Origin of the sequence: Citrobacter sp. S55_ASV_140 (assembly GCF_018919505.1) — a bacterium.
GTDB lineage: Bacteria > Pseudomonadota > Gammaproteobacteria > Enterobacterales > Enterobacteriaceae > Citrobacter > Citrobacter werkmanii.
In genome coordinates this window covers 80,002-106,140 of the sequence record NZ_JAHLQZ010000001.1, presented here as the reverse complement: position 1 = coordinate 106,140, position 26,139 = coordinate 80,002, and the positions used below count along the sequence as shown (strand labels likewise).

At 49.4% G+C, this 26,139-nt stretch carries 27 protein-coding genes and 1 pseudogene; 18 read left to right on the top strand and 10 right to left on the bottom strand.

Annotated features, from left to right (window positions below):
• Positions 1–170 (top strand): annotated as a pseudogene (locus tag KQJ18_RS00505) (oligopeptide ABC transporter substrate-binding protein OppA); the annotation flags it as partial.
• A gap of 347 nt (positions 171–517) precedes the next feature.
• On the opposite strand, the gene KQJ18_RS00500 reads toward KQJ18_RS00505, so the two are convergent.
• Complete coding sequence (locus KQJ18_RS00500) at positions 518–979, bottom strand: Lrp/AsnC family transcriptional regulator (protein ID WP_038640872.1); 462 nt, start codon at positions 977–979, stop codon at positions 518–520.
• A gap of 334 nt (positions 980–1,313) precedes the next feature.
• On the opposite strand from KQJ18_RS00500, the gene dpaL reads away from it, so the two are divergent.
• The 4 genes from dpaL to KQJ18_RS00480 all read left to right on the top strand — a co-directional run bounded on the left by dpaL (position 1,314) and on the right by KQJ18_RS00480 (position 6,375).
• Positions 1,314–2,516, top strand: a complete 1,203-nt coding sequence (gene dpaL, locus KQJ18_RS00495) for a diaminopropionate ammonia-lyase (protein ID WP_087856185.1) — start codon at positions 1,314–1,316, stop codon at positions 2,514–2,516.
• A 119-nt stretch (positions 2,517–2,635) separates the two neighbouring features.
• Positions 2,636–3,928: an aromatic amino acid transport family protein gene (locus KQJ18_RS00490; RefSeq protein ID WP_137347863.1), complete on the top strand. Its 1,293-nt coding sequence runs from the start codon at positions 2,636–2,638 to the stop codon at positions 3,926–3,928.
• Between the two features lie 25 nt (positions 3,929–3,953).
• On the top strand, positions 3,954–5,192 hold the full coding sequence (locus KQJ18_RS00485) for a Zn-dependent hydrolase (RefSeq protein WP_087856144.1): 1,239 nt from the start codon (positions 3,954–3,956) through the stop codon (positions 5,190–5,192).
• A 19-nt stretch (positions 5,193–5,211) separates the two neighbouring features.
• Positions 5,212–6,375, top strand: coding sequence for a M20 aminoacylase family protein (locus tag KQJ18_RS00480; RefSeq protein WP_087856145.1), 1,164 nt, complete (start codon positions 5,212–5,214; stop codon positions 6,373–6,375).
• 51 nt (positions 6,376–6,426) lie between these two features.
• On the opposite strand, the gene KQJ18_RS00475 is transcribed toward KQJ18_RS00480, so the two are convergent.
• Together KQJ18_RS00475 and KQJ18_RS00470 are read right to left on the bottom strand one after the other, a co-directional pair.
• A complete protein-coding gene (locus KQJ18_RS00475; protein WP_216421210.1) occupies positions 6,427–7,320 on the bottom strand; it encodes a dihydrodipicolinate synthase family protein in 894 nt (297 codons plus the stop codon).
• A 21-nt stretch (positions 7,321–7,341) separates the two neighbouring features.
• The gene (locus KQJ18_RS00470) at positions 7,342–8,037 is read right to left on the bottom strand and encodes a B3/4 domain-containing protein (protein WP_216421209.1); all 696 of its coding nucleotides are present in this window, start codon (positions 8,035–8,037) and stop codon (positions 7,342–7,344) included.
• A gap of 43 nt (positions 8,038–8,080) precedes the next feature.
• On the opposite strand from KQJ18_RS00470, the gene KQJ18_RS00465 reads away from it, so the two are divergent.
• The 3 genes from KQJ18_RS00465 to KQJ18_RS00455 all read left to right on the top strand — a co-directional run bounded on the left by KQJ18_RS00465 (position 8,081) and on the right by KQJ18_RS00455 (position 11,982).
• Positions 8,081–8,683: a helix-turn-helix transcriptional regulator gene (locus KQJ18_RS00465; protein WP_160955946.1), complete on the top strand. Its 603-nt coding sequence runs from the start codon at positions 8,081–8,083 to the stop codon at positions 8,681–8,683.
• 613 nt (positions 8,684–9,296) lie between these two features.
• A complete protein-coding gene (locus KQJ18_RS00460) occupies positions 9,297–10,706 on the top strand; it encodes a hypothetical protein (RefSeq protein WP_216421208.1) in 1,410 nt (469 codons plus the stop codon).
• A gap of 406 nt (positions 10,707–11,112) precedes the next feature.
• On the top strand, positions 11,113–11,982 hold the full coding sequence (locus KQJ18_RS00455; protein ID WP_150345074.1) for an aldo/keto reductase: 870 nt from the start codon (positions 11,113–11,115) through the stop codon (positions 11,980–11,982).
• Positions 11,983–12,067: 85 nt separating this feature from the next.
• On the opposite strand, the gene KQJ18_RS00450 is transcribed toward KQJ18_RS00455, so the two are convergent.
• Entirely contained in the window at positions 12,068–12,631 is a 564-nt protein-coding gene (locus KQJ18_RS00450; RefSeq protein ID WP_137347868.1) for a MarR family transcriptional regulator, read from the bottom strand.
• A 116-nt stretch (positions 12,632–12,747) separates the two neighbouring features.
• Between KQJ18_RS00450 and KQJ18_RS00445 the strand changes: the two genes are divergently transcribed.
• Positions 12,748–12,978 (top strand): glutaredoxin domain-containing protein, encoded by a 231-nt coding sequence (locus KQJ18_RS00445; RefSeq protein ID WP_087856150.1) that lies wholly within the window; start codon positions 12,748–12,750, stop codon positions 12,976–12,978.
• 66 nt (positions 12,979–13,044) lie between these two features.
• Positions 13,045–13,314, top strand: a complete 270-nt coding sequence (locus KQJ18_RS00440) for a Rho-binding antiterminator (protein WP_199978512.1) — start codon at positions 13,045–13,047, stop codon at positions 13,312–13,314.
• Positions 13,315–13,340: 26 nt separating this feature from the next.
• On the opposite strand, the gene KQJ18_RS00435 is transcribed toward KQJ18_RS00440, so the two are convergent.
• Positions 13,341–14,111 carry a DeoR/GlpR family DNA-binding transcription regulator gene (locus tag KQJ18_RS00435; protein ID WP_121529105.1) on the bottom strand — a complete coding sequence of 257 codons (771 nt, stop codon included), beginning with the start codon at positions 14,109–14,111 and terminating at the stop codon, positions 13,341–13,343.
• Positions 14,112–14,228: 117 nt separating this feature from the next.
• On the opposite strand from KQJ18_RS00435, the gene KQJ18_RS00430 reads away from it, so the two are divergent.
• The 3 genes from KQJ18_RS00430 (at position 14,229) to KQJ18_RS00420 (ending at position 16,495) form a co-directional block, all read left to right on the top strand.
• The gene (locus tag KQJ18_RS00430; RefSeq protein ID WP_087856151.1) at positions 14,229–14,612 is read left to right on the top strand and encodes a VOC family protein; all 384 of its coding nucleotides are present in this window, start codon (positions 14,229–14,231) and stop codon (positions 14,610–14,612) included.
• A gap of 120 nt (positions 14,613–14,732) precedes the next feature.
• The gene (locus tag KQJ18_RS00425; RefSeq protein ID WP_256444606.1) at positions 14,733–15,413 is read left to right on the top strand and encodes a carboxymuconolactone decarboxylase family protein; all 681 of its coding nucleotides are present in this window, start codon (positions 14,733–14,735) and stop codon (positions 15,411–15,413) included.
• A gap of 29 nt (positions 15,414–15,442) precedes the next feature.
• Entirely contained in the window at positions 15,443–16,495 is a 1,053-nt protein-coding gene (locus KQJ18_RS00420) for an NAD(P)-dependent alcohol dehydrogenase (RefSeq protein WP_085048132.1), read from the top strand.
• A gap of 38 nt (positions 16,496–16,533) precedes the next feature.
• Here KQJ18_RS00420 and KQJ18_RS00415 read toward each other — a convergent pair whose 3' ends face one another.
• Positions 16,534–17,565 carry a mechanosensitive ion channel family protein gene (locus tag KQJ18_RS00415; protein WP_087856154.1) on the bottom strand — a complete coding sequence of 344 codons (1,032 nt, stop codon included), beginning with the start codon at positions 17,563–17,565 and terminating at the stop codon, positions 16,534–16,536.
• A gap of 244 nt (positions 17,566–17,809) precedes the next feature.
• On the opposite strand from KQJ18_RS00415, the gene KQJ18_RS00410 reads away from it, so the two are divergent.
• Positions 17,810–18,070 (top strand): DUF2534 family protein, encoded by a 261-nt coding sequence (locus KQJ18_RS00410; protein WP_038640840.1) that lies wholly within the window; start codon positions 17,810–17,812, stop codon positions 18,068–18,070.
• Between the two features lie 47 nt (positions 18,071–18,117).
• On the opposite strand, the gene uspE is transcribed toward KQJ18_RS00410, so the two are convergent.
• The 3 genes from uspE to ogt all read right to left on the bottom strand — a co-directional run bounded on the left by uspE (position 18,118) and on the right by ogt (position 20,682).
• Positions 18,118–19,068 carry a universal stress protein UspE gene (gene uspE / locus KQJ18_RS00405; RefSeq protein ID WP_038640838.1) on the bottom strand — a complete coding sequence of 317 codons (951 nt, stop codon included), beginning with the start codon at positions 19,066–19,068 and terminating at the stop codon, positions 18,118–18,120.
• Positions 19,069–19,219: 151 nt separating this feature from the next.
• Positions 19,220–19,972, bottom strand: a complete 753-nt coding sequence (fnr, locus tag KQJ18_RS00400) for a fumarate/nitrate reduction transcriptional regulator Fnr (protein WP_003020397.1) — start codon at positions 19,970–19,972, stop codon at positions 19,220–19,222.
• A 194-nt stretch (positions 19,973–20,166) separates the two neighbouring features.
• Positions 20,167–20,682, bottom strand: coding sequence for a methylated-DNA--[protein]-cysteine S-methyltransferase (gene ogt / locus KQJ18_RS00395; protein WP_137347874.1), 516 nt, complete (start codon positions 20,680–20,682; stop codon positions 20,167–20,169).
• Between the two features lie 213 nt (positions 20,683–20,895).
• Between ogt and smrA the strand changes: the two genes are divergently transcribed.
• Complete coding sequence (gene smrA / locus KQJ18_RS00390; RefSeq protein ID WP_199951033.1) at positions 20,896–21,459, top strand: DNA endonuclease SmrA; 564 nt, start codon at positions 20,896–20,898, stop codon at positions 21,457–21,459.
• A 12-nt stretch (positions 21,460–21,471) separates the two neighbouring features.
• On the opposite strand, the gene KQJ18_RS00385 is transcribed toward smrA, so the two are convergent.
• Complete coding sequence (locus KQJ18_RS00385; RefSeq protein ID WP_087856155.1) at positions 21,472–22,704, bottom strand: sensor domain-containing diguanylate cyclase; 1,233 nt, start codon at positions 22,702–22,704, stop codon at positions 21,472–21,474.
• Between the two features lie 713 nt (positions 22,705–23,417).
• Here KQJ18_RS00385 and KQJ18_RS00380 point away from each other — a divergent pair.
• The 3 genes from KQJ18_RS00380 to KQJ18_RS00370 all read left to right on the top strand — a co-directional run bounded on the left by KQJ18_RS00380 (position 23,418) and on the right by KQJ18_RS00370 (position 26,130).
• Positions 23,418–24,527: a methyl-accepting chemotaxis protein gene (locus KQJ18_RS00380; RefSeq protein WP_216421211.1), complete on the top strand. Its 1,110-nt coding sequence runs from the start codon at positions 23,418–23,420 to the stop codon at positions 24,525–24,527.
• Positions 24,528–24,689: 162 nt separating this feature from the next.
• Positions 24,690–25,673 carry a zinc transporter ZntB gene (gene zntB / locus KQJ18_RS00375; RefSeq protein WP_038640826.1) on the top strand — a complete coding sequence of 328 codons (984 nt, stop codon included), beginning with the start codon at positions 24,690–24,692 and terminating at the stop codon, positions 25,671–25,673.
• Between the two features lie 274 nt (positions 25,674–25,947).
• Positions 25,948–26,130, top strand: coding sequence for a hypothetical protein (locus tag KQJ18_RS00370; protein ID WP_071888136.1), 183 nt, complete (start codon positions 25,948–25,950; stop codon positions 26,128–26,130).
• The last annotated feature ends 9 nt before the right edge of the window (positions 26,131–26,139 follow it).

The following is a 26,139-nucleotide window of genomic DNA, read 5'->3' as shown; positions in this document are numbered from 1 at the left end:
GGAATGCGGATTATAATACGGCAGAGAAAATTCTGATGGAACAGGCACCTATTGCACCAATTTATCAGTATACCAACGGGCGGTTAATTAAACCGTGGCTGAAAGGGTACCCGATTACTAACCCTGAAGATGTCGCATACAGCCGCACAATGTATATTGTGAGGCACTAATCAGTACTGGCCTCATGTTAACGCAAGGTAACCACGGATAAACCCAGAGCTGGCGCAGTTTACCGCGCTAGTTTCTCTTTAGCATCTGAAAGCCAGAGAGAAAAACTGCAAGATTGCAGACCGTGATGGCCTGTATGTTCTGGTTACGCCAGCGGATTCGGTGTCCTTTCTGTAGTCTCTCTGTTTGTAGCCCAATAAAAAATCGTTTTCCCCGTTACTCGGGGGGATAGTCATGTTATCTGTCATCTTCTGGCAGACAAGTAGAATTCGCATATGGAAGGGCGGCTTTCGGAAATAAATTAGACATGGGCCAATTTCTGACCTGCCGCCATCATCCGCCGGGCGTTTTACTCGATAACCACTGTCATTTCCTGCTTGGCATTTTGCATCGAAACGAGGGTGCGGAAGGATTTGATATTCCCTGATGCGAAAAAGAGATCGCGGGTCAGGGCCTCGTACTCCGCCATATCGCGGACGTTCATTACCAGCAGGAAATCAAAATCGCCGGTAACGTAATAAACCTGTTGCACCTGCGGACAACTCACGAACCGCTGCTTGTCTTCTTCCAGCAGATCGAGACGCTCATTTTCAATGGTGACCTGCGCCATGATAGTGATAGGGCGACCAACTTTAGTGGCGTCGATCAGGCTGACGCTGCCTCTAATAATACCGGCTTCTTCCAGTGCAGCGATCCGCCGATTGACTGCCGAGGGGGAAAGGCTGACGAGATCGGCGATCTCTCGCTGCGACAGGCGATTATTGCGCTGCAACAGTGTGAGTATTTTTTTATCCCAAGTGTCCAGTTTCATCGTTTCAACGGCCTTATAAAAGTGTGATACGCCTCACTAATGCAACTTTGTTGCGCCAGATAGGTAAATCAGATTGAAAATTGCGCCTCTTAGGGCAATTTTGCGCCATTTTACCGTTGGGGGCAGTGTACCATCTCAATCAGTGGGAAGACGATAAATCGTGTTTTTTAGCCGATAACGACACAACCCACATTATTTCACAACCCGTTCATTCCGTTATTCGGCCTGCGCTTAATTTGGCCGCGTGGAGCTCTACGCCTGTTGTTTAGTGGGGGGAATTAATTCATCGCGGCATGACGGTATGAATAAAAAAGGTGTATTTATGACGGACATAATGAAATACCAATTCAATTCTCGCCAAAAAGTTTATGGTCAGGGCGTCGATCTCAGCCTGCTCAATGACCGTGTCGGCGCAGACGTGCTGGCTTTTCACCAGAAATTTCCTGACTACCGGGTAACGCCGCTACGCAAGCTGGGCTATTTAAGCCAGCGTCTGGGGCTGGGGTCGCTGCATATTAAAGATGAGGCGCAGCGATTTGGTCTTAATGCGTTTAAAGGGCTGGGTGGATCTTATGCTATGGGGAAATATCTCGCCGAACGACTCGGGCGTGACATTAATACCCTGAGCTTCGCCGATCTTAATTCGCCGGAAATTAAAGCCCGCATTAAAGATATTGTGTTTGTGACGGCCACCGACGGCAATCACGGGCGCGGCGTGGCGTGGGCGGCGGAGCAGCTTGGGTTACGGGCGGTGGTCTACATGCCGAAAGGTTCATCGCTGGTGCGGGCGCAAAATATTCGTCGACATGGCGCTGAATGCACCATCACCGATCTTAACTACGACGATACCGTGAGGCTGGCTGATAAAACCGCTAAAGAGCGGGGATGGGTGCTGTTGCAGGATACTGCCTGGCAAGGTTACGAACAGATTCCAACCTGGATCATGCAAGGTTATATGACGCTCGCCGTTGAAGCCTGGGATCAACTGATGCAAAGCGGGGCGCCGCTGCCGACACATCTCTTTTTGCAGGCTGGGGTTGGCTCCTTCGCGGGCAGCATCATGGGCTATTTCGTCGAAAAAATGCAGCAGCAAGCGCCGACAATCGTCATTGTCGAACCGCATAAAGCAAATTGTCTATACCGCTCGGCGACCATTAATGATGGTCAGCCGCACAGCGTCGGCGGCGATATGGCGACCCTGATGGCCGGACTTGCCTGCGGCGAGCCAAACATCACCAGTTGGCCGATGCTGCGCGACCATGCCCGCTGCTTTATCTCCGCTGACGATCATCTTGCCGCCAACGGTATGCGTTTGCTGGCTGCGCCGCGCCCCGGCACTGATGAACCCTTTATCTCCGGCGAATCCGGCGCTATCGGCGCGGGGGTGCTGTATGCGCTGATGACCCAGCCGGAGTTTCGCCATCTCGCCGAATCGCTGCGGCTCAATGCCGATGCGCACGTCCTGTTAATCAGTACCGAAGGGGACACTTCCCCGGATGTCTATGAAGACATCGTCTGGTTTGGCCGCAATGGCTAACCGCCAACGGCAATAATAAGAGGGCCATCTTACCTACCCTACATGCCCTTGGTATGACATGCGTTCTGACAATAAATAAAACATACGCGATTTCGCGTAATGCTGAGAGAACATGACCGATGAATACTGAAACTGCTGTTACAGAAGAAAGAGGATATTGTAATTCCACAAAATGGCATGGCGAAGATACCGTTTGGGTGCTTGGCCTGTTCGGAACGGCGATTGGCGCTGGGGTGCTGTTTCTACCAATAAATGCCGGGATCGGCGGCTTTTGGCCGCTATTGATTGTTTTCGTTCTTGCTTTTCCGATTACCTATCTGGCGCATCGCGGACTGGCGCGCTTTATTTACTCTTCGAATACGCCGGAAAGCACCATTACCGATGTTATCGGCGAACATTTCGGCGCGCTGGCGGGGAAGGTGTTTACCGTTATCTATTTTTTCGCCGTCTATACCATTTTGATTATGTATGCAGTGGCGATCACCAATACTGCGCAGAGTTTTATCCGCCACCAGCTCGGCTTGGCGGAGCCGCCACGGGCGCTGGTGGCTATCGTGTTGATTCTCGGGCTGATGCTTATTGTCCGCCTGGGGCAGCGGCTGATCATGCGAGTGATGAGCACCCTGGTTTATCCCTTTATTATCTCGCTGATATTTATGTCGCTGTTTCTGATTCCGCACTGGAACGGCGCGATTTTTCACACCGTAAGCATTAGCGCGATGGGGGATGGGCGCAGCATTTTCTTGACGCTGTGGATGACGTTTCCGGTATTGGTGATGTCGTTTAACCACTATCCGATTATTTCGCCGATGGTCGTGCGCCAGAAACAGCGCTACGGCCTGGAACTTGCCGAGCGCAAATGCGCACAGATTCAGCGCTATGGCATCCTGTTGATGATAGTGGTCGTGCTGTTTTTCGTCCTCAGTTGCGTGTTAAGTCTGTCGCCACAGCAACTGGCGGAAGCGAAGGCGCAAAACCTCTCAATACTTTCGTATCTTGCGAACCAGTTTGACACGCCAATTATTGCCTGGCTGTCGCCGATTATCGCATTTGTCGCCATTACCAAATCATTTCTGGGCCACTATATCGGCGCGTATGAATCACTGCGAGACCTGATTCTTGAGGCTGCCGCCTCTCGGGGGAAAAAGCCAGGTATTCGCGCGGTTGACGCTGTTATCCTGGTTTTTATGGTTCTGACCTGCTGGTTCGCTGCCTATAAAAACCCCAGTATTCTCGGCATTATTGAGTGCATCAGCGGCCCTACTGGGGCGGCCATCCTACTGCTGTTACCGATGTATGCCATCCATAAATTACCGGTGCTGGCACCGTATCGCGGCAAAGCCAGCAACATTTTTGTCACCCTGATTGGGTTGATTACCGTATCTGCCATTTTTTACGGCATGTTCCAGTAACCACGATGAATAGCGAGATGTTTTTATGAGTCATTATCTGCAGATTAACGGCCAGCGGCTTATCGATTCTTTGTTCGCGCTCGGCGAATGTGGCGCGCTGGAGGGCGGGGGCGTCTGTCGCCTCGCGGCGACCGCGGAGGATAAAGCGGGCAGGGACTTTGTCGTTGCAAGAATGAAAGCGCTGGGTCTGGCAATCTATATCGATGCTATTGGCAATGTTACTGGCGTCTATGCCGGTGAAGAGGCGTTACCGATGGTCATGATGGGCTCGCATATTGACACCGTCGGCACTGGCGGTTTGTACGACGGCAATTACGGCGTGATGGCGGGTCTGGAGGTGATTGCCACTCTTTTAGAGGCGGGCATTCGTCCCCGTCGTCCGCTGGCGGTCACCTTCTTTACCAACGAAGAAGGCGTACGTTTTCAGCCCGATATGATGGGCAGCGTGGTGTTTGCTGGTGAATATCCTCTTGATGCAGCGTTGGCAGCGAAGGATCTTGATGGGGTAACTCTTGATGAGGCGTTATGCGAGATTGGTTACAAAGGCGCTTGTCGACCGGGTGACCTGTCGGTGGATAGCTACGTTGAACTGCATATCGAACAGGGACCGATCCTCGACAAAGAGAGAATTGATATCGGAGTAGTAACCGGCGTGCAGGGGATTTCGTGGCAGGAATTTACGTTGACCGGTGTCTCCAACCATGCGGGCACCACGCCGATGAATATGCGCCACGATGCCGGACTGGCGGCGGCGAAGATCGCCGTATACGCCCGTGAACTGGCGCTTACTCTTGGTGGCGATCAGGTGTCTACTGTCGGACATATGGTCTTTAAACCGAACCTGATTAACGTGATTCCCAACCATGTCGTGATGACGGTGGATTTGCGCAATACCGATAATGAGACCTTAAAACTGGCGGAACAACGGCTTGCCGAGTTTGTCGCCAGAACGGCACAAGAAGAGGGCGTCGAAATAACCAGTCGTTCGCTGGTGCGTTTTAACCCGGTTATTTTTGCCGATGAAATTGTCAATGCCGTAGAAGACGAGGCAAAGCGTCAGGCGCTGAGTTGTAGGCGTCTGCCGAGCGGTGCAGGTCATGATGCGCAGTTTATGGCCTCGGTTTGCCCGGCCGGGATGATCTTCGTCCCCTGCGTTGATGGCATTAGTCACAACGTCAAAGAGCATAGCGAAGCCAAAGACCTGATTGCCGGTGCCAACGTGCTGCTGCAGGTGGTATTACAACGCGCCCAGCGCGCGGAATAGCGTTTTACAGGAGAATAATATGAATCAGGAACAGTTAAAGCAGCAGCTTATTGCATGGCGTCGTCATCTGCATGCCAACCCGGAAAGTGCCTTTGAAGAGGTAAAAACTGCGCAATTCATCGCCGAAAAACTCGAGGCGATGGGGATCGAAGTGCATCGTAACATTGGTAAAACCGGGCTGGTGGGTGTGCTGAAATGCGGTGACGGAAAGGGCGTTATCGCTATTCGCGCCGATATTGACGCTATCCAGTTGACAGAACAGGGCGAGCGGTCTTATCGATCGGGCACCGCTGAACGTATGCACGGTTGTGGACATGACGGCCATACCTGCATTGCGCTGGGTGCTGCGCAGTTGCTGTTGCAGCGTCAGAACTTCAATGGCAACGTCTGTTTTGTTTTTCAGCCAGCTGAAGAGCCGGGTTACGGTGCGAATGCGATGATGGCGGACGGCGTTATCGAGCGTTTTGCCATTGAAGAGATTTATGGTCTGCACAATATGCCAGGCATGAAGGCTGGAACCATCGCTACGCGGGTGGGGGGGATCATGGCCAGTGAAGATAACTTTATTATTCGCATTACCGGTCAGGGGGCACATGCCGCACGTCCGCATATGAGTAAAGATCCGTTGGTGATTGCGGCGGAGATTATTCTGGCGCTGCAAACCATCGTTTCGCGCAACGTCGATCCTAACGTGCCGGCGGTTATTTCATGTACGGAACTGCACACCGATGGCATCCGCAATGCCATTCCCACCCATGTTGAAATTAAGGGCGATACCCGCAGCTACTCCCCTGAGGTGCAGACCTTGCTGGAAGAACGGATGCGAACCATCAGCGAAGCCATTTGCGCGATGCATGGGGCGCAGTGCGAGTTTATTTATACGCACGAGTTCGCGCCAACGGTGAATTGGCAACATTGCGTGGACGTGGCGGTGAACGCGGCAGAGAACGTTGTGGGGGAGAAGAACGTCGATGGCAATGTCGCGCAGATGATGATCTCGGAAGACTTCGGCGCTTTCCTGCAGAAAATTCCAGGCTGCTTTGTCTTTTTAGGTAACGGCGATGCGTCAGACCCGCAGGGCAATACGCCGCTGCACAATGCCTGTTATGACTTTAACGATGAAATTTTACTAACCGGCGCGGAATATTTTGCCGAGATCGTCAGAATCCGCCTGTCGCAGTAATGCCCGGTCAGGTTTCAGAAGGACCGGCAGACATCCGGTCCTCAAGGGCGGTTATTTCAGCTCCAGTGTGGTTATCACACGGGCAATATCCGCGATATCACCTGCTGACAAAGGCTGCAGGGGGCGAGGGAGGCAGTCCGTATCGGTAAGTCCAAGCACGCCTGCGGCAGCAGCAATAACGCGGATGCTTCCGCCATGTTTACGGAACAGCGCCCACAATGGCTCAAGGCGCGTTGTCAGGGCAGTAACGCGTTCATGATCGTTCGCCGCCGCTGCGTCAGTAATTTGTTTCGCCATCACCGGAAACAAACCACCGCTAACGGAGTACCACACTTCACAGCCGGCATTTAATCCCAGCCCGGCATAAGCATCCCCACTGATACCGATGGTTACGCCAGGACGCAGGTGTTGACGTAATGCCTCGACCCGCTCTCTCGCTGCAGTCGGGCTATCCGGGACACCAGGGAGCTTGACCGAGCGAACCCCCTCAAGTGAGGATAGACGACCGTGCAGTTCATCCGTAAAGGTAAAATGTGTGGTGCCCGGGTTATCATAGATGCACACCGGCACAGACGCGTGTCGGGTAACGGTCTCAAATAGTGCAAAGACTTCTTCGTCACGGAGCGGCTGGTAGCTGAAAGCCGGGAGCAGCAGGGCATTTGCGCCCGCGGCTTGCGCATCGTCTGACAGATGCAGGATGGCTTCCGTGCTGACAGTACCCACACACACCATGACAGGGATCTCTCCGGCGTGCTGTGTTGCCAGAATCGCGATGCGCTTGCGTTGCTCTCGGGTCAGATAAGCGTAGCTTCCGGTTGATCCCAGGATACCCATAGAATCAACCCGGGCTTCTGTTAGGCGAGAAAGAATATGACTGAAGCCCTTTTCATCCACGCCGCTGGTGGTGACTGGAGTTAAGGGAAACGCAGACAAGCCAGTAAACATAGGTGTTTGTCCTGAATAAGATTACTGGTGCTGATCTTCGATGAGAGTAATTTCAAACCACAGACCTGGCATCATTTTTTCCAGACCGTCAGTCAGCATTCGTCCTGCTTCATGAAGCTTTTCCAGCGGCATCTGTGGCAGACTTTCCAGAATAAACCACATTTGCTGCGCTTCAACACTTAAACGTGTCCTTATCCCTTGCCTCCAGTTCCAGCGACGGCAGGTGACGCCAGCATTGTCACGCCAGATAACCTCTCCGGGGGAGGGATACTCGATAACAGGTGCGCCTTCTTTCATCGTGTCAAAGGGCTCGGTACCTTCCGCAATGGTCAGACGCGGATTACCCTGGTAAGCGGAAATATTCTCGCCACCAACCGGAACGGCATAGCGGAGGCTGACGGCGTTATAAAGATCAACAACAGGATCCAGTGCTGGCATCATGCCATCACGAAGCACGCGCTTACGTAGCGCATCAGCTGAACAAGGCGTGCGCTTTGGTTTGGCGCCAAATGATTGAAAAACGCCAGCCCATGCGGCCAGATGAGACTCCGCCCATTCCGGTCTGCCTGCCAGAACCGCCTCACAAGCTTCCAGCAAGGCGGCCCTGCCAACGTCAGGATTCTGTACCGGCGCGGCTTTTACGTAGATACTAAGCGCTCGAAAACCGGGAGCAGTACGATAAACTTCCGGGGCAATTGACGGAGAATGTGTTAACACGGGATAATCCTGTAATGACCAATTTATTTTATGATATCGACCAATGACCAAAAAAGTCAACTTAATGACCGATGCGGGTGCAGATGTCAGCACCGTCAATGAAGCTGTTTCGCAGCGAATTAAGCAGTACCGTAAACAAAAAAAAATGTCGCTTGATGAGCTGTCCAGGCAGGCAAATGTCAGTAAGGGAGCGCTGGTCGAGATTGAAGGATGTAAGGCCAATCCCAGTATTGCGCTGTTATGCCGTCTGGCTGCAGCAATGGGGGTATCGGTGGCTGATTTTGTCGATGTAGGGACAAAACCAACCGTCCATCTTATTGCTGAATGTGAGATCCCTGAACTCTGGAAAGGCGACAAAGGAGGAAGAGCAAGGCTTCTTGCTGGTTCCGGGGGGCCGGATATGACAGAGCTCTGGATGTGGGAAATGCAGCCAGGAGAAAAGTTTGCTTCTCCCGGTCACTCTACGGGAACACTTGAATTGTTTTATGTACAAACGGGGACGCTCACGCTTGGCGTACAAGAGCATCTGTATCTGGTTAATTCCGGTTGTTCTGCAACGGCCAGAACGGATGTCCCTCATTTCTATGAAAACCGGGGTGAGAGCCCACTGATATTTATCATGACAGTGAATGAGAAAGCATCCTGAGTAACTCGTAAGAATGAGATGTGTAGGGATAAAAATCGTCCGGACATACGCTCAAGATCTATTTCTCAGAGATAACTACGGGCTGGCTTTGTTCCCGATATACCTGTCTGTCAGATCCCGTGCTTTGTCATCTCCGGAAACTGAAGGCTGGTGAAGGATACCGGCCTCCCGGGCATTTGCATCGCATAGCGATGCTGTTCAATCACTGACCTGCATTGTTTTGACTATCCTCAGACAACAGCACCTCCCTTAAAGCTGTGATGATGAATATAACCATATGATTTTATGGGTTTTCATTGTTATACCTATTCTGTCATTAACGTATCTGACTTGCTGAGTCATACATACATAATCTGCGTTTTTTGGGTTCACCTTTCAAAAGATTTATAGATCCTGGTCAATATGTTGACCTTATTATGCCAATAATATGACCGGTAGATCCTGACGATCACACTGGCTGAACCCCAGGATCAAGGTACTTTATACAAAGATATTTGGACTAATAAGGCAATTTGAAGAAGAAAACGCAGCCACTGGTCTTACTGCTCTGTCAGTTTGACTCACTGGCACGTGTTCAAAAATCTCAGCAAAAGCCATAACAGAGATAACATACATGATAAAACCAACGGACTATGAACCTGAACCAGGTCTGGGGAAACATAGCTGGCCACAGGTAATCAAATGGCTACTCATCATTCTGGTCATTTATGCAGTATGCAGTGTTTTTATTTCAAATCCTTTTTCTATTTTTGTGGACAGAGTAACTCCCGTAGATTACTCAAGAATAATGTATTTTCATGGCTTGTCTGTAGGTCTTGCTGGTCTGACTGCTCTACTGGTTAGTCAGATTTATGGTCTTGACGGAAAATTCAAAAAAATTATTTTCTATTGCACAATAGCCACAATTTTAATTGGTGTAAGTGGTGGTGCGATCAATCGTTCTATGGAATACAGCAAGCTTGCATTGTGGTACCAAATTCTTTCTTTTTTATCGCTTGATGTGATACTGATAACAATGTTATCAGGACTTATTCTGTCAAAAAATAAAGAATTAAAGTCATCACGAACATATTATCTGGTTATAGCCGCATCCTGCACAGCTGTCATTGCCGCACTGATTGGCGATTTAGCCGGGTTCATTCTTGATTTTGGCGATTGGCTGGGAATATTAGGTTGGTATGCTGGTAAGATTGGTTATACCCTACCGGAATGGCAGGACAATTTACTACGCTCTCACTCTGACATGATGGTAGTGGCTGTCATTGGTCTTATACTGTCGGCAGTGACCTGGAGATACGGGAGATATTTATCCGGATATGCTGCAAAGATAAAAGCAACTGGTGAATGGCTGGTTATTTTTGGGCTGGTTGCTGTTGTTATTATTTTAGTGGTATCAGGTTTCGGTGGTTCTCATTTACAGATCCCTCATATATTTACAGAAAAAGGATTCTTTGAACCCAGAGGCCATAGTGTGGCTGGTATTGATTTAGGTGATTTTACAATCGGTACCTTTATTTTATGTGGCGGTTTACTTCTGATTGGCGCAATACTTTTCGGAAAAGGGAAAAATGGCGTCAAACTAAACAAATCCAGCAAGTACACTCTTATGGGGATCTTCCTTACATGGTGTAGCATAGTGATTACCGTAGCAGGTATGGGGTTCCTGGAAGAGTATCGAGCCGATCTTTATAACTCAGCTAACCCTGTGCCACTAGGGGAGTATGGTTTTGCATTCCGCATGCTGCATCTTGATGTCAGTTTGATATTATTTCCGGCTATTATGGTTGTTATGTTGTTTGCCCAGCATTTACTGAAGGATGAACAGACAAAACTTATCCAATGGGTTTTACGCACAGGCGTCTTGCTTTGCTCTATTGGATCCCTGATATACATGATACTGAACCCCCAGGCCTTTGGTCCCGGTTACTGGGTCGTCGGCTCCGGTTTCATATTTGTTGTAATGGGGATGTGCTACTTTTTTGTTAAAAGCGATAATCACATTAAAGAAAGATTTAATCCGTAAACCATCATCTGGATCCTTTAAACGGATACAGACGATGGCTGTTGGTTACGTATTACAGATCAGGTGCCACCATTAAGGTGGCATCATTAGTTTGATCTCATCTGAATGTTGTAGTTTGTTATGCAGACTACAACATTACTCAGAATTTATAGTGTCGACCTGAAGGAGCTATGTCCGGAACCATGAATTAGGTTCATATGCCATGTTGGTTCCGTAGAGCCAGTCCTGTCCTGATGCGTTCATAAAAGCTGATATCGCAGCCTTTATCCTTTCTTACCCTCATCTTTAACAGAACAACCTCATCTGTATTAATGAATGCCATGCATAGGTCAAATCAGAGATGACTGGGTAATCACGGCGGGGTTTCTGGCCTAAAATAGTGTTTTAACATGACAGGGGCTTGGCCGTGGAATACTCAGTACTAAGTAACAACTGCAGAATGCCGATGGTTGGTTTTGGCGTTTTTAAGGTCACCGATAAGGAAGAGTGTAAGCAGTCAGTTTTAAGCGCTATTCGCACCGGTTACCGCCTCATCGATACCGCAGCCGTATACAGCAATGAAGATGCCGTGGGTGGGGCCGTTCGTGAAGCCATCGCTGAAGGTTTGTGTACTCGCGAGGAGTTATTCATCACTTCTAAGCTGTGGGTCCAGGATATGGCCAACTACGATATGGCTAAAGCCGGTATTGAGGCGTCGCTGAAAAAATCGGGACTGGAATATTTTGATCTTTATTTATTGCATCAGGCCATGGGCGATTATTTCAGCGCCTGGCGCGCTCTGGAAGAGGCTTATGAAGCCGGTAAACTGAAGGCCATTGGCGTCTCCAACTTCTATGCGCATGTGTTAGCTAACTTCTGTGAAACCGTCAGAATTCAGCCGATGGTGAACCAGGTAGAATTGCATCCTTACTTTGCGCAACCTGTAGCCATTGAAACGATGAAGCGCTACAACGTTCAGCCTGAAGCCTGGGCGCCGTTAGGCGGTGGGAGGCATAAACCATATGAAGATGAAATGCTTCAGGGAATTGCGGATGCCCATCAAAAAACTGTTGCTCAGGTTGTTCTGCGCTGGAACGTGCAGCGCGGCGTGACGGTGATTCCTAAATCCACCCGGCAGGAGCGTATTGCAGAGAATTTTGCCATCTGGGATTTCTCACTCACGGATAGTGAAATGGCGCAAATCAGCGCGCTGGATCTAGGCTATGTGGGTGAGGCGGTGAAGCATTTTAATCCTGAATTCGTTCGCGGCTGCCTTGGCGTTAAAATCCACGACTGACCGTGTTGAAAATGTCGCGAGCTCGTAAAACGGACAACTTTTTTGCCTGCGTTAAAATGGCTGGTGTGATTTTCCGCCAGCCATTTTAGGTTTCCGGGGGCTGGTGTTCCCGGCAAATCAGCAACGAATCCTCTTCACTTAACACCTCTTTCGTCAGATTACAAAATCCCTGACCACCCGTTTTTTGGTGGAATCGACAGCTATGGCAAAGACCAAAGCCAGGCACATTGTTGGTCTGCTGGATCCCACGTAACAGTTCAAATAGTAGCTCTTTAAGTACCGTCGCGCGTTCACCCATCGCCGTTTCACCTGCCACTAAAAACGTCGGCGGGAGCAGGGCATCCAGTAACGTACCGGCTGATTCAGTTAACTGTAAATGTACGCTGCGTTTATCGCGGGCATCCTGCTTGCGAACAATCAGTCCTTTGCTTTCCAGGAGCTTCAGCGATTGCGATACGGTGCCTTTGGTGAGACCGAGGTAGTCCGTTACGCCAAGCGGCGTATTGGAATAACGGTTGCAACGGGCCAGATACATTAACGCGCTGAGTTGTACCGGCTGCAGATCCGCCAGTAATGGATGTTGGCGAAACCACATCCGTGTCAGGCTGGAAAGCCTGTCCAGGACATCGAAAAGTGACATATCGTGCATAACAACTTCCTCCTCGACATATAGTATCGATTAAAAACTATATTGACAAAGCATAAAAGTGGCGTAGCATAACTTATAGTATCGAGTCGATACTATAAGTTAAAAGGAGATCCATCATGACGAAAGCCCGTTTTTATCATGCCGGTTGCCCGGTTTGCGTTTCCGCAGAACAGGCGCTGCTTCAGCATCTGTCCTCTGATGTTGCAATCGATGTTATTCATCTGGGAGAACAACCTGGCCGGGTTGCGGAAGCCGAACTGGCTGGCGTGAAGTCCGTTCCGGCGCTGGTGATCGACGGCAATGTGCTGCATATCAATTTTGGCGCCCCCATTGAAGCGCTGAAATAACCCGGTGCGTTCGGGAAGTGGCATCAGCAATTTCCCGAACATACGGAGCTGTAAGGAAGGGACGTTATGAATGCGACGGGAAAATACCATCCGATAGATTGCGATCTTCATGATTATCTGGAGGTCGCCTGCCTGTACCATTATTGGTTGCGTATTGAGCTAACCGATGGCACGTGTATGAATGCCAGAGCGTTGACCACCTGCACCACCAGAGATAAAGAAGAATTTCTGCTGGTGGAATGTCATGATAACCAACAAAAAATTCGTCTGGATCGTTTGTCTGCGATCGCTACGCTGACGGCCGGGGCGACGTTTAGCGTCGTGAGCTTTCGTTGAGTAACGACGCAACAAATTCGCTGCTGCTATACGGTATAAATACGAATGTCATGCGCCTGGAAAGCCGTGGCATACTCTTTGCTGATATTTTCCTCCACGACAATCACATCAATATTGCTGCTTTCGGTGACGACATAACGGGCGACGGCCGGGATCTTTTCCGCCGTCAGTGCGACGATAGTTTCATTGCACTGTTTGATTACCGCCTTTTTGAACTCGCAATCCGCATAATCAAATCCGGTTAAGCCGGATTCTGGCGACATCGCGCAGCCGCCAATAAAACCCTGATCGAATAAGATGTTCTGCACTTGTGCGGTAGCGGTGGACCCCACACATCCTCCCGAGGATCTCTGCACCGCGCCGCCCAACATGATGACCTCAAACAGCGGTTTTTCCAGCAAAACGGCGGCAATCTCTGGTGAGTTGGTCACTACGGTTAATGCCAGTTCGGCGGGCAGAGCTTCAGCCATCGCTAAATTTGTGCTGCCCGTGTCGATAAAAATGCAGCTTCCGGATTTGACCAACCGGGCGCACCTCTGCGCGATACTGCTTTTTTTCGCCACATTAATGCTCTTGCGTACGGCGATGTCTTCGGATTCAGGAAGGGTAATGACCGCGCCGCCATAAACCTTTTTACACACGCCATCTTTACTCAGCTCATGCAGGTCGCGGCGGATCGTATGTTCAGAAACGCCTAACCGACTGGCGAGCTCGGAACAAATGACTCTGCCGTTTTCCTGCAAGATCTGATAGATAAGCGCCTGGCGCTGTTCCGGGAAAGCAGCATAATCGAGCATGAATACTCCAGTTAAATAAAAATATCGAGCGGCATCACGCATGATCGTGCATTATGATTAACAATGTCAACATTCTTGAGAACATACTGTTCGGAATACAACGAGAAGAGGTTCGCGATGAAGATTGCGCATATGGCTTTATGGACACAGGATCTCGAGCAGCAAGCGCGTTTCTGGGTCACGTTCTTTGACGGCAAGATTAACGAAAAATACTGCAGTAAAACCAACCCTGGATTTGAATCTTATTTTGTTCGTATTGGTGATGAGATTGCGATTGAAATAATGACCAAACCGGGCCTGACAAGATGGCAGCCAGACAATAACACCTGCGGATGGGTGCACCTTGCACTCTCTGTCGGCTGCGCGGCAAAAGTTGATGCCATCGCGAAACGCGCGCAGGAACAGGGGATTTTAACTTCTGCTCCACGAACTACCGGTGATGGCTATTACGAAGCGGTAATACGAGATCCTGATGGTAATTTCATTGAGATTGTCGCCTAAAGGTGTACAAATTTCCCTGCTGATAAATGGCATCGGTGGCTGATTATTGATGAGTATTGTTCATAGGTTCGTTCTTATTTAACCCTCTAATCATCGGTGCGTTGGGTCTCTATAATTTTACTGTTTCAGTACCCACCGGCAGTACGCTGGCGTTATTTTGGAGAATCAAACATGCAACATCATCTGGATGCCAGACAGCAGGCAATCATACCTATTGCCGCGTTCACTGCTACAGGTCAGAGTGAAAAACTGGATGCAGCATTAAATGCCGGGCTGGATGCGGGACTCACCGTCAATGAAGCGAAGGAAATTCTGCAACAGCTCTATGCTTACTGCGGTTTCCCCCGCAGCCTGAACGGACTTGCTTGTTTAATGTCCGTGGTTAAAAACCGTAGAGAAAGAGGAATTACCGACCCAGAGGGAAATCCGGCCACGCCGCCGACGGAGGGCTGGGACAGTTTCCTGGCGGGGAGTTGCACCCAGACCCAGCTCGTCGGACATCCAGTCAGTGGGCCGCTGTTCGATTTTGCGCCTGCCATTGATGTCTGGCTAAAGGCACATTTATTTGGCGATATTTTTCAGCGTGATGTCCTCAACTGGAAGATGCGGGAGCTGGCGACGATTTCTGCGTTAGCGGTATTAGGCGGTGTGGACAGTCAACTGAAGAGCCATTTTGCTATCTGTCTGAATATCGGCATTACCACTGACCAACTCATTGAATTTATTGCAATACTCGAACAGCATTGTGGTAGTGAGATAGCAACTAATGCCCGCGCGGTGGTTGATGAATGTCGCGGTTAAGGTAATACCTAATCCCTGAGGAAATCTTAATGGTCATGAACGTGAAGGGTTATGCCGCTCTGGCGGTGAAAGAAGATCTGGTTCCACACAGCTTTGTTCGTCGCGATCCGCGCGAAGATGACGTGGTGATTGATATCTTATACAGCGGTGTATGTCACTCAGATATCCACAATGCCTATAATGACTGGGGCGGGGCTAAGTATCCGATGGTGCCGGGACACGAAATCATTGGCCGTGTGGTGCATGTCGGGAAGTCGGTGACCAAATTTGCCGTAGGCGATCTCGCCGGGGTTGGCTGCATGGTTGACTCATGCCAGCACTGTAGCGCCTGCGAACAGGGGCTAGAGCAATATTGCGAAGAGGGTAACACGCTCACGTATAACGATATCGATCGTCATGATGGCCTGCCTACCTTCGGGGGCTATTCCGACAAGATTGTCGTTACCGAAAAGTTTGTTGTGAAGGTTCCAGAAGGGATAGATTTACGCGGCGCGGCGCCGCTGCTTTGTGCCGGGATCACCACATGGTCGCCGCTGCGTCACTGGCAGGTTGGAGAGGGCAGTAAAGTCGCGGTTGTTGGGTTGGGCGGCCTCGGGCATATGGCCATCAAACTCGCTAACGCATTGGGGGCTGAAGTTACGCTGTTCACGCGTTCGCCAGATAAAGAAGCAGATGCCAGACGTCTGGGTGCCAGTCACGTTGTGCTTTCCACTGACCCTGAGCAGATGAAGGCCGCCGGTAATCAGTTTGATCTGATTATTGATACTGTCCCGTATGTCCACGACCTGAATCCCTATATCCCAACGTTGGCGCTAAGCGGTACGCTGGTGCTGGTTGGCTATCTGGGCGCGTTGGATCCGTTCCTGAATACGGTTCCACTGATTCTCGGGCGCAAATCCGTCGCGGGTTCGGTTATCGGCGGGATTGCAGAAACGCAGGAAATGTTAGATTTTTGCGGCCAGCACGGTATTACAGCCGATGTCGAAGTGATTAATATTCAGGATATTAATAGCGCCTGGCAGCGGATGTTGAAAAGCGATGTGAAATACCGCTTTGTGATTGATATTGCCTCGCTGAAATAACGCTAAAAAAGACGCGGATTTCCGCGTCTTTACGTTTGTTAGTGTGTCGATGGCGATACTTCAGGATTATCCATATACAGCGTCTGGCTGGGGAAGGCGAAGTCGGCGCCGTTTGTCTGGACTATCGAAATAATTTTCAAATAAACGTCCTGTTGTACCGCAAGCCATTCCTGCCATACGGTAGTTTTCGTGAAGCAGTACACCATGATATTTAACGATGAATCAGCAAATTCATTGAAATAGACCAGTAGAGTTTGTTTCTGGTCTATCCCCGGATGATTTTGCAGCATTTGTCTGACCGCCTCGACAACAGCCCCAATTTTATCAGCATCTTCATATCGCAATCCGATCACCGTTTTGATTCTTCTGTTGGTCATACGCCCTGGATTTTCTACGCTGATTGAGGAGAAAATCGAGTTTGGGACGTACAAGGGGCGATGATCGAAGGTGTTTATTTTGGTCATTCGCCAGCCAATTTCTGTCACTGTGCCTTCAATATTACGGTCCGGGGAACGGATCCAGTCACCGATGCTAAACGGTCTGTCGAAATAGAGCATAATGCCGGAGAAAAAATTGCTCAGAATGTCTTTACCTGCCATACCTACAGCGATACCACCGATGCCGCCAAAGGTTAGCAGACCCGATAAGCTCATGCCGAAATGTTCGCCATACAGCAAAATGATGGCGACCACGATGGTAATCTTAATGATCCGCGACAGGATCCTCGCGCTGGTAATATCTCTGCCTTTATTAATCTGCGTCTTTTCAAACTGATTAATCACCAGAAAAAGTTTGATTGTCAGAATCAGCGCAATTAACGAGGTGCAGATAAAATCGACTACGCTGGGAGAGATAAATTTCAGGTCGTAACTCTCGATCACGTTATTGGCAATACTGCCGAAGGTTCCAATGATAATGGCATAGACGAAAAATTGTGCCGCATGAAATATGAACCCTTTGCAACGTCTTTCACCACGGTGAAACCAAACGCTCATCAGCACCAGTGCGGTAAAGCAGCTGAGAATTACCGTCAAATTAAACGCATTATTCATAAACAGTTCAGCGATCATGATCCTTCCTGGCAGCTCCGTGGTTGCTAAATATCATCTGACATCCCGCTCATCGGATATTTTACGCAGTTTTGGCGCTCAGATCATTAATCAAAGGGCGAGAGAAATAATGCAATCAGCGCTATTTTCAGCGCAATCACGCAGGCGTCACTGATGAAGGGGCGTTATGTAGCAGACAGTAAGCTGATGTCATGGTATTGTTAGCGCAAAGTAACAAGATTTTCATCTGCAAAAGGACAGTACTATGATCATGGCTAAGCTGAAGACAGCGAAGGGACGAAAGTTTTTGTTGTGCCTGCTTGGAGTGTTTATTATCGCAGCGTCGGTAGTCACGCGAGCGACGATCGGCGGCGTTATTGAACAGTATGACATTCCGCTATCCGACTGGACCGCCTCAATGTATGCCATTCAATCTGCAATGATTTGTGTCTACAGCATGGTGTTTACCATTCTGCTGGCCATTCCGCTGGGCATCTATTTCCTTGGTGGCGACGAGAAACACTAAGTGTTTGTCATGCCGGATGAATATCCATCCGGCATTGTATGGTGTGGTTAGTCGTCTTCGTCGTCATCCAGTTCAACTGGCGTCTGATACTGATCCGGCTTGATAACCAGCAGGTCACAGCGTAGATGATCGATAACCTGCTCAGCAGTATTACCGAGGAATGCAGCAGAGATACCGGTACGTCCGACGGTACCCAGGACCACGATGCCCGCCTGTAAGTGTTCGGCTAAATCAGGAATAACCTCTTCAGGCAATCCTTTTTCAACGTGCGTTACTTTCTCATCGATACTGAATTTCTGGCGTAATGCCTTCATTGCCAGCAGATGCTGTCCACGGATCGCATCGTTATATACGCTGGGATCAAATTCAGGGAGCTCAATCGCAATGTTTATGGGGGTAACAGGGTAGGCGCCAACCAGATGCACTTCGGTATGGTTAACCTGTTCCGCCAGTTGCAGCGTTTCTTTGACCAGTTTTTCATTGAGCGCGTTGTGATAAGCCTCTTCACTGGCGAGGTTCACCGCAACCAGGGCTTTACCGCCTTCAGGCCACGGCTGGTCTTTAACCATCCACACCGGGCTTGGGCATTTACGCAATAAATGCCAGTCGGTCGGGGTGAAAATTACGGCTTCCAGACGGTCGTGTTGGTGCGCCATTTTTAGCACCAGGTCATGCCTGGCGCTGATGACTTCCTGGATGATGGCTTCAAAGGGACGGTTGTGCCAGACCACTTTGATCTCAATAGGGATCCCTGCTTCGATGTAGTATTTCGCTTGTTCACGAATCCACGCTGTTCGCTGGCTGATGACACCCTGACGCATTGCCGTACGCTCATCGGGCGACAGCAGGGTAGTCATCTCATAGGAAAAGTCATAGATCGGCAAAAAGGCTTTAATTTTGCCACCAATCCGTTGATGCAAATAAACAGCTCGCCGTAATGCTGGTTGATCGTCCTGGTTAGGGTCGATGACGACCAGCATATTTTTATACATAGCCATACAGGGTCTCCTTACAACTGTCATCGCAGTTTGTAATTAAAAGAGTAACCCAATAATGTGGATTGAAACAGGGGAGAACCTCCTGCCAGATCAATAAATCGGGAAAATTTAGTGATTTGACAGAAGGATAACAGAGATACTTGCAGAACGATTACGCAACGTTACGCGTGTGGCCAGCAAGAACTGCCAGCGCATCGCTATTCTCAATAGTGATGTATTTGCCTTTTACCGCCAGCATACCGCTTTTCTGGAAACGCCCCAGCAGACGGCTAATAGTTTCAACCGTCAGACCGAGGTAGTTACCAATGTCGCCACGAGTCATGGTCAGACGGAATTCACGAGGCGAGAATCCACGCTGGGCGAAGCGGCGGGACAAATTGTAAATAAAGGCCGCCAGGCGCTCTTCAGCGTTTTTCTTCGACAACAGCAGGATCATGTCCTGGTCGCCTTTGATTTCGCCACTCATCAGACGCATCATCTGTTGACGCAGATTCGGCATTTTGCCGGACAGGTCATCCAGAGTTTCGAAAGGAATCTCACATACCATTGAGGTTTCCAGAGCCTGGGCAAAGCTCGGGTGATGACCGCTGCCAATCGCGTCAAAACCTACCAGGTCACCTGCCAGATGGAAACCGGTGATTTGCTCATCGCCTTGCTCGGTAATGGTATAGCTTTTAATCGTTCCGGAGCGGATAGCATAGAGTGATTTAAGTTCATCACCTGCTTTAAAGAGCGTCTGCCCCTTTTGGATAGGCTTTTTGCGCTCGATGATGTTATCGAGCTGGTCAAGCTCATGCTCGTTAAGTGTGAACGGGATGCAAAGCTGGCTGATGCTGCAATCCTGGCAATGGATAGCACAACCGCCAGACTGAATGCGCCGTATAATTCGCTTTTCCGGGATCATAGGTCTGCTCAAGCCGTAATTGATATTTGTCAATTTTAACATCTTTTTGGTGAGCACGTAAGCCTGAGCTACTCCCAATAGAGAATAATTCAGGCATAACTGGGTTGAATGTTTGTATCTACCTGATTAACCGTACTTTATTTAAGGCTGTATTATGTGGAAGTGTGATGAATAAGGCATTAATTGCCTGGATTCTAGAGTAGTAAATAGCCTTCATGACGCAATAGCCACTCTTTTCGCTGCACACCGCCGGCATATCCAGTCATAGTACCGTTACGCCCAATGACGCGATGACAAGGCACGACAATACTTACCGGGTTTGACCCATTCGCCGCTCCGACGGCTCTGGCAGCGCCAGGGCGTCCCAGTTGTTCGGCCAGTTGACCATAATGCATGACTTGTCCACAGGGAATGGTACGTAACGCTTGCCAGACTTCACGCTGGAAGGGGGTACCCGCGGTGGCGGTTTCCAGCGTGTCAATAATACTAAGGTTTCCGGCAAAATATTCAGCCAGCTTATCACTCAATCCACCGGGGTTTTTGGCAGCGATACGCTGATAACCTTCAGTGCGGTAATGAATGTCCAGCAACTGCACCATACGATCGCTGTGTTGATCCCATTCGACCGCGCGCAGACGAAATTGCTCATCGCAAATGATCCACAGCGGGCCCAGCGGCGTGGCGATGGTGTCTTCCAGTAAGTTCAGCATCCGTTTCTCTCATTGCAACATTACAGGCAAGATGACACATTATCACGCCAGTTATCGTCGCAGCTATACCTCTAAAATGGATATCCGTTTGTTGGAAGTAGATCGCTTCCACTACGTGAACCTGGTGAATTATTGGAAATAATCGTAAACCGTTGTCGGTATAATAGTGCACGGTTATGATAAGACCCGTCGCAATACGCTGGAGGATGAAACATGAACCTTGATGACGCATCGTTGTTTCTTGACGCGATGGGGGATGTTCAACCGCTGAAAAACCGCACCGAGGTGCACTGGCAGCCTACACGCAATCTCCGCGCTCCGGCTCGTATTGATACGCTGCAATTGGATAATTTTCTCTCAACGGGTTTTCTCGATATTGTCCCGTTGAGCGTACCATTGGAGTTTCGCCGCGAAGGTTTGCAGCACGGTGTGACTGACAAACTACGAACCGGTAAATATCCGCAGCAGGCGAGTCTCAATCTCGTCCGTCAGCCCGTTGAAACCTGCCGTCAGATGCTCTTCAGTTTTATTCTGCAGGCGCAGCAAGAAGGGTTGCGTAACGTGTTGGTGATACACGGCAAGGGGCGCGACGATAATTCTCATGCCAACATTATTCGCAGCTATGTAGCGCGCTGGCTGACGGAATTTGAAGATGTACAAGCCTACTGCGCCGCACTGCCGCATCACGGCGGCAGCGGAGCATGCTATGTGGCATTACGTAAAACCGCGCAGGCAAAACAGGAGAACTGGGAGCGTCACGCTAAGCGCAGTCGCTGACCGACATAAACATCAGGCGGCCAGCACCCGGTTCCGCCCTTCGTTTTTGGCTTTGTACAGCGCGTCGTCTACGCGTTTGAATAGCTCATCGATACTTTCATTGGTTTCGTGCCGCGCAACGCCAATGCTGACGGTAAAGCGGGGAAGGCCAGGAAGCGTCACCTTGGCCACCGCCGCGCGTATTACTTCTGCGAGATTAAGGGCAACCTCCAGTGAGGTTCGCGGCAGAAGGAGTACAAACTCTTCACCTCCCCAGCGAAAAATCAGGTCGTCCTTTCTCGCGCAGGACTCCAGCGTTCGCGCCAGAGCGCAAAGCACATCGTCACCTCTTAAATGACCGAAGAGATCGTTAATGCTTTTAAAGCGATCGGTGTCGATTAATAGCAGGCTGTAGTCCTGCGTCAATGACATTGCGTGCGTCTGTTGTGGTTCGGTTACCTGATAAAAATGTCGGCGGTTCAGTAATCCGGTCAGGGCGTCACGCAGGGCCGCTTGTTCGAGTTCCTGCTCCAGCCTTTTTTGTTCAGTAATGTCATGAATAATGCACAGCATGAGCTTATTGCTGTAGATTTCGATCGGTCCGGCATAAGTTTGTACGTGACGTAAGGAGCCATCTGCAAGCTTATGGACAAAATGCAATGGCTTATGACCGCCGGGCAGATGGGCGATTTCATGCATCACCGGTAGGATATGACGGCCCAACATGTTGATTTCCCATGTATGTTTCTGGCACATCACATCATGGCTGTAACCATAAAAATTCAGTGCGCTGAGATTCGCATCGACGATCAAACCATCGCGGGACGGATCGATAAGTAACATCGGCGCCGCATTGGTCTGGAAGAAGCGCGCGTAAAATCCCTGCTTGTTTCGCTGATAGTTCGCAGAACGACTGGCTTTCAATCCCTGCGCGGTCGGTGTTTCAATGCCTTCGAAAATAATGATGTCCCCCATATCCGGGAGCGACTTAATGGACAGGCGGCTGGCCATCGCGATTTCCTCACCGTTGCGATAAACCGTGAGAATTTCCACAATAGAGTGATGATTTTTCAAGTCACTGAGATACATGGTTAAATCATTTTGGGCATATGTTGAGAATATGCCTTTTCGCAGTGTAGCAAAACAGGAATCCTGCATTAGCTCCCGTGCAACGGTATTAGCGAACACAAGTTCTTCGGTATGTGGTGAAACAATCCACACCGGAAGAGTTAATAAGTCCAGTGAGTGCAGCGCGTTTATACTCATCGATAATCCCGTTATCTTATCTGCTGTGTTGCCCATTTAATGGCGAATGTTTTTATATTACCGTCTCATGATGTTATTGATTGTCGGTGAGACAAGGGGGTACAACTGGCTTTAGTCTGATGTTGTTATCAATTCATGCTACAGGCTATGCCAATAATAGTAGACACTATTTTGGTATTTTTACTGTTATCGCTAAAATCTTTGGCAAATAGACTTCCAATTTTTAATGTCAGTGCCGGACGTGATTTAATTATCAGTATATTTGAATGAATGGCGCTGGAATCATCAACAAAAATGGTGATCCCCATACACACTGTCGCGCCACCAGATACCCGCCAGAAGGTAGATCAACGTCGGCCAGAGATCGCCACCTTGCTGTACTCATGCTTTTACAATGTGTATTAGTTAGAACATGAAAATATTGATATTAATGCGGTAATGCTTATATAAGTATTCATGCTAATTATAATTCTGTACATTTTGTATTCTCTGCGTGCTCACCATCACAATAATCTGATAACAAGCCTGGCAATCATTTTTGGTAGAACAAACCACCAGATTAAGACAAATAATCAGCATCATTCTGTGATTTAAGTGAAAGGGCTGCCGACTCTTATTGAATATTCGCCTTTTGTATCAGGGTAATGGCAATTTGCATGGCAGGTGCTATAAAAAATAATATTCACCTCATTTTCTTGGTAAACAGGGCTAAAATGTTAAATAATATTAGCGTCAGGACTTTTATTGTTTTATTTCTGGTAATAACAGCAGTGACTCTTAATGTGGTGGAGATAATACTTGCAGCCGGTATTGATGTTATTATTGGCAGCAATTCGGTAAGCATTATTTCTCTATTATGTCTGTGGTGGTATATGACCAAATATCTGGTGATGCCGATTAATACGGTTAAAAGAAGTATTGAAGAGGTTACGTCCGGAAATCTGGCGATCAGCATTCCAGAATTTGGTAATAATTGCGCGGGTAGACTTATACCAGGCATCAATAGCTTATCAAGTAATATTTCAACACTTGTGAATGAGATCAGGATATCCTCACAAACGGCGATGGCGCTCTCAGAACAGCTTGCAGAACGCAGCGCTGAGCTTTCAGTGAAAACAGAACAGCAATCCGGAGCATTAATGCAGACGGCTGCCAACATGGATGAGATCGCGGTGAATACGCGAAATAATGCTGATAACACGCAAATAGCCAGCGCTCAGGCGACAATTGCTACGCAGTGCGCCCGACAGGGAGGCGAATTAATGGTGCAGGTGGCGGCAAATATGCGTTCAATCACCGAATGCGCGGAGCAGATGACCGAAATTATTACGCTGATAGATGGTATCGCATTCCAGACAAATATTCTGGCATTGAATGCAGCGGTGGAAGCGGCGAGGGCCGGGGAGCATGGAAAAGGGTTTTCCGTGGTGGCTGGTGAAGTAAGGAAGCTGGCGCACCGCAGCGCAGATGCAGCTAAAAATATTAAACAGCTGATTGCCCAAACCCATCAAAATGTTCAGCAAGGCGCGGCTATCGTACGCGAAGCAGAAAAAAATATGCAGGATATCGTCGGGGGCGCCGGACAATTAAACCAGTTGATGGGCGAGATATTAACGACTACCCAGGAGCAGGAGAAAGGGATTATCAGGATCACTCATGCTCTGGCCGAACTGGAGAACGTAACCCAAAGTAATGCCGCCATGGTGGATGAGCTTTCTGATTCCTCGGGCATCCTGAAAAACCAGGTGATTGATCTCCAGTCCCGAACCCATCAATTTCGCTTAAGTAAAAATCTTGAGCCTGCAATACGCCAGCGAGCATAACAGGATCTCTCTCTCTCTCACCACAAGCGTCGCATTCGTCGGCGCTTTTTCTGTTATCAGATACTTTTATGAATCATTTCAGCGCAATGGGACAATGAGATATTGCTTAACCTATTCTGACGGCTAGACTATCGAAAAAAGCTGAATGTTTGTGGAGGCGCTGTGGAAGCCATTAAGGGAACGGATGTTAATGTGCCGGATGCCGTGTTTGCCTGGCTGCTGGATGGCCGTGGTGGGGTGAAAACGCTGGAAAATAACGATGTTATCGACGCTCAGCATCCCTGCTGGCTGCATCTTAATTATACCCATTCTGAAAGTGCGCAATGGCTGGCGACCACGCCTCTGCTTCCTAATAATGTGCGTGATGCGCTGGCGGGTGAAAGTACGCGCCCACGTGTAAGCAGAGTCGGGGAAGGTACGTTGATCACGCTGCGTTGTATTAATGGCAGCACCGACGAGCGACCTGACCAACTGGTCGCTATGCGCTTGTATATGGATGAACGTCTGATTGTCTCAACGCGCCAGCGCAAAGTACTGGCACTGGATGATGTGGTCAGCGATCTCCAGGAAGGTACAGGGCCGGCTGACTGCGGTAGCTGGCTGGTGGATGTCTGCGATGCGTTAACCGATCATGCCAGCGAGTTTATCGAGCAACTGCACGACAAGATTATAGACCTGGAAGATAATCTGCTCGATCAGCAAATCCCCCCGCGCGGGTTCCTGGCATTACTGCGCAAGCAACTGATTGTGATGCGCCGCTATATGGCACCTCAGCGCGATGTCTATGCGCGCCTGGCGAGTGAGCGTTTAGCCTGGATGACCGACGATCATCGGCGACGGATGCAGGATATCGCCGACAGGCTGGGAAGAGGGCTGGATGAGATAGACGCCTGTATCGCCCGGACCGGTATCATGGCGGACGAAATTGCGCAGGTTATGCAGGAGTCTCTGGCGCGCCGAACTTATACAATGTCCTTGATGGCGATGGTTTTCCTACCCAGTACATTTTTAACCGGACTGTTTGGCGTTAACCTCGGTGGTATCCCCGGCGGCGGCTGGCAGTTTGGTTTCTCATTTTTCTGTATTCTGTTAGTGGTCCTGATTGGTGGTGTTACTTTATGGTTGCATCGTAGTAAATGGTTGTAACAACAACATTTTTTAGTGGCTTTTGCGCATGAAAACGGCCAGGTTTTTGAGCGAAGTCAATAAACCATCTACCTATTCGGGGCAATATCTCACTCGCAGGTGAATGCAACGTCAAGCGATGGGCGTTGCGCTCCATATTGTCTTACTTCCTTTTTTGAATTACTGCATAGCACAATTGATTCGTACGACGCCGACTTAGATTAGTCGGCTTTTTTTTGCCTGCAGGAAATCAGCGTCTACCCTAAAAGAGTCAACCTGATGACTGGAGGGCTATATGACCTGTCTGATTGCAATGCTACAGTGGCAAGTACCAAACGCTGATTCGCTACCCACCGACCCGGTTCCTGTTCCCGATCCGCTACCTCGTCCGCAGCCGATGCCGGATCCGCCACCGGATGAGGAGCCGATTAAATTGTCGCATCGCGGGCGCAGATCTGCGAGGATACGCGCCTGCTGAATGTGAGTT

What these genes read in the sequence shown, in the direction of transcription:
- dpaL (WP_087856185.1), top strand. Translation starts at nt 1,314, where the DNA reads ATGAAATACCAATTCAATTCTCGCCAAAAAGTTTATGGTCAGGGCGTC.
- KQJ18_RS00440 (WP_199978512.1), top strand. Translation starts at nt 13,045, where the DNA reads ATGAATGCGACGGGAAAATACCATCCGATAGATTGCGATCTTCATGAT.
- KQJ18_RS00485 (WP_087856144.1), top strand. Translation starts at nt 3,954, where the DNA reads ATGAGTCATTATCTGCAGATTAACGGCCAGCGGCTTATCGATTCTTTG.
- KQJ18_RS00420 (WP_085048132.1), top strand. Translation starts at nt 15,443, where the DNA reads ATGGTCATGAACGTGAAGGGTTATGCCGCTCTGGCGGTGAAAGAAGAT.
- KQJ18_RS00450 (WP_137347868.1), bottom strand. Translation starts at nt 12,631, where the DNA reads ATGCACGATATGTCACTTTTCGATGTCCTGGACAGGCTTTCCAGCCTG.
- KQJ18_RS00475 (WP_216421210.1), bottom strand. Translation starts at nt 7,320, where the DNA reads ATGTTTACTGGCTTGTCTGCGTTTCCCTTAACTCCAGTCACCACCAGC.
- KQJ18_RS00380 (WP_216421211.1), top strand. Translation starts at nt 23,418, where the DNA reads ATGTTAAATAATATTAGCGTCAGGACTTTTATTGTTTTATTTCTGGTA.
- KQJ18_RS00415 (WP_087856154.1), bottom strand. Translation starts at nt 17,565, where the DNA reads ATGATCGCTGAACTGTTTATGAATAATGCGTTTAATTTGACGGTAATT.
- KQJ18_RS00385 (WP_087856155.1), bottom strand. Translation starts at nt 22,704, where the DNA reads ATGAGTATAAACGCGCTGCACTCACTGGACTTATTAACTCTTCCGGTG.
- KQJ18_RS00410 (WP_038640840.1), top strand. Translation starts at nt 17,810, where the DNA reads ATGATCATGGCTAAGCTGAAGACAGCGAAGGGACGAAAGTTTTTGTTG.
- smrA (WP_199951033.1), top strand. Translation starts at nt 20,896, where the DNA reads ATGAACCTTGATGACGCATCGTTGTTTCTTGACGCGATGGGGGATGTT.
- uspE (WP_038640838.1), bottom strand. Translation starts at nt 19,068, where the DNA reads ATGGCTATGTATAAAAATATGCTGGTCGTCATCGACCCTAACCAGGAC.
- KQJ18_RS00370 (WP_071888136.1), top strand. Translation starts at nt 25,948, where the DNA reads ATGACCTGTCTGATTGCAATGCTACAGTGGCAAGTACCAAACGCTGAT.
- KQJ18_RS00435 (WP_121529105.1), bottom strand. Translation starts at nt 14,111, where the DNA reads ATGCTCGATTATGCTGCTTTCCCGGAACAGCGCCAGGCGCTTATCTAT.
- KQJ18_RS00460 (WP_216421208.1), top strand. Translation starts at nt 9,297, where the DNA reads ATGATAAAACCAACGGACTATGAACCTGAACCAGGTCTGGGGAAACAT.
- KQJ18_RS00490 (WP_137347863.1), top strand. Translation starts at nt 2,636, where the DNA reads ATGAATACTGAAACTGCTGTTACAGAAGAAAGAGGATATTGTAATTCC.
- KQJ18_RS00465 (WP_160955946.1), top strand. Translation starts at nt 8,081, where the DNA reads ATGACCAAAAAAGTCAACTTAATGACCGATGCGGGTGCAGATGTCAGC.
- KQJ18_RS00430 (WP_087856151.1), top strand. Translation starts at nt 14,229, where the DNA reads ATGAAGATTGCGCATATGGCTTTATGGACACAGGATCTCGAGCAGCAA.
- KQJ18_RS00480 (WP_087856145.1), top strand. Translation starts at nt 5,212, where the DNA reads ATGAATCAGGAACAGTTAAAGCAGCAGCTTATTGCATGGCGTCGTCAT.
- fnr (WP_003020397.1), bottom strand. Translation starts at nt 19,972, where the DNA reads ATGATCCCGGAAAAGCGAATTATACGGCGCATTCAGTCTGGCGGTTGT.
- KQJ18_RS00500 (WP_038640872.1), bottom strand. Translation starts at nt 979, where the DNA reads ATGAAACTGGACACTTGGGATAAAAAAATACTCACACTGTTGCAGCGC.
- ogt (WP_137347874.1), bottom strand. Translation starts at nt 20,682, where the DNA reads ATGCTGAACTTACTGGAAGACACCATCGCCACGCCGCTGGGCCCGCTG.
- KQJ18_RS00445 (WP_087856150.1), top strand. Translation starts at nt 12,748, where the DNA reads ATGACGAAAGCCCGTTTTTATCATGCCGGTTGCCCGGTTTGCGTTTCC.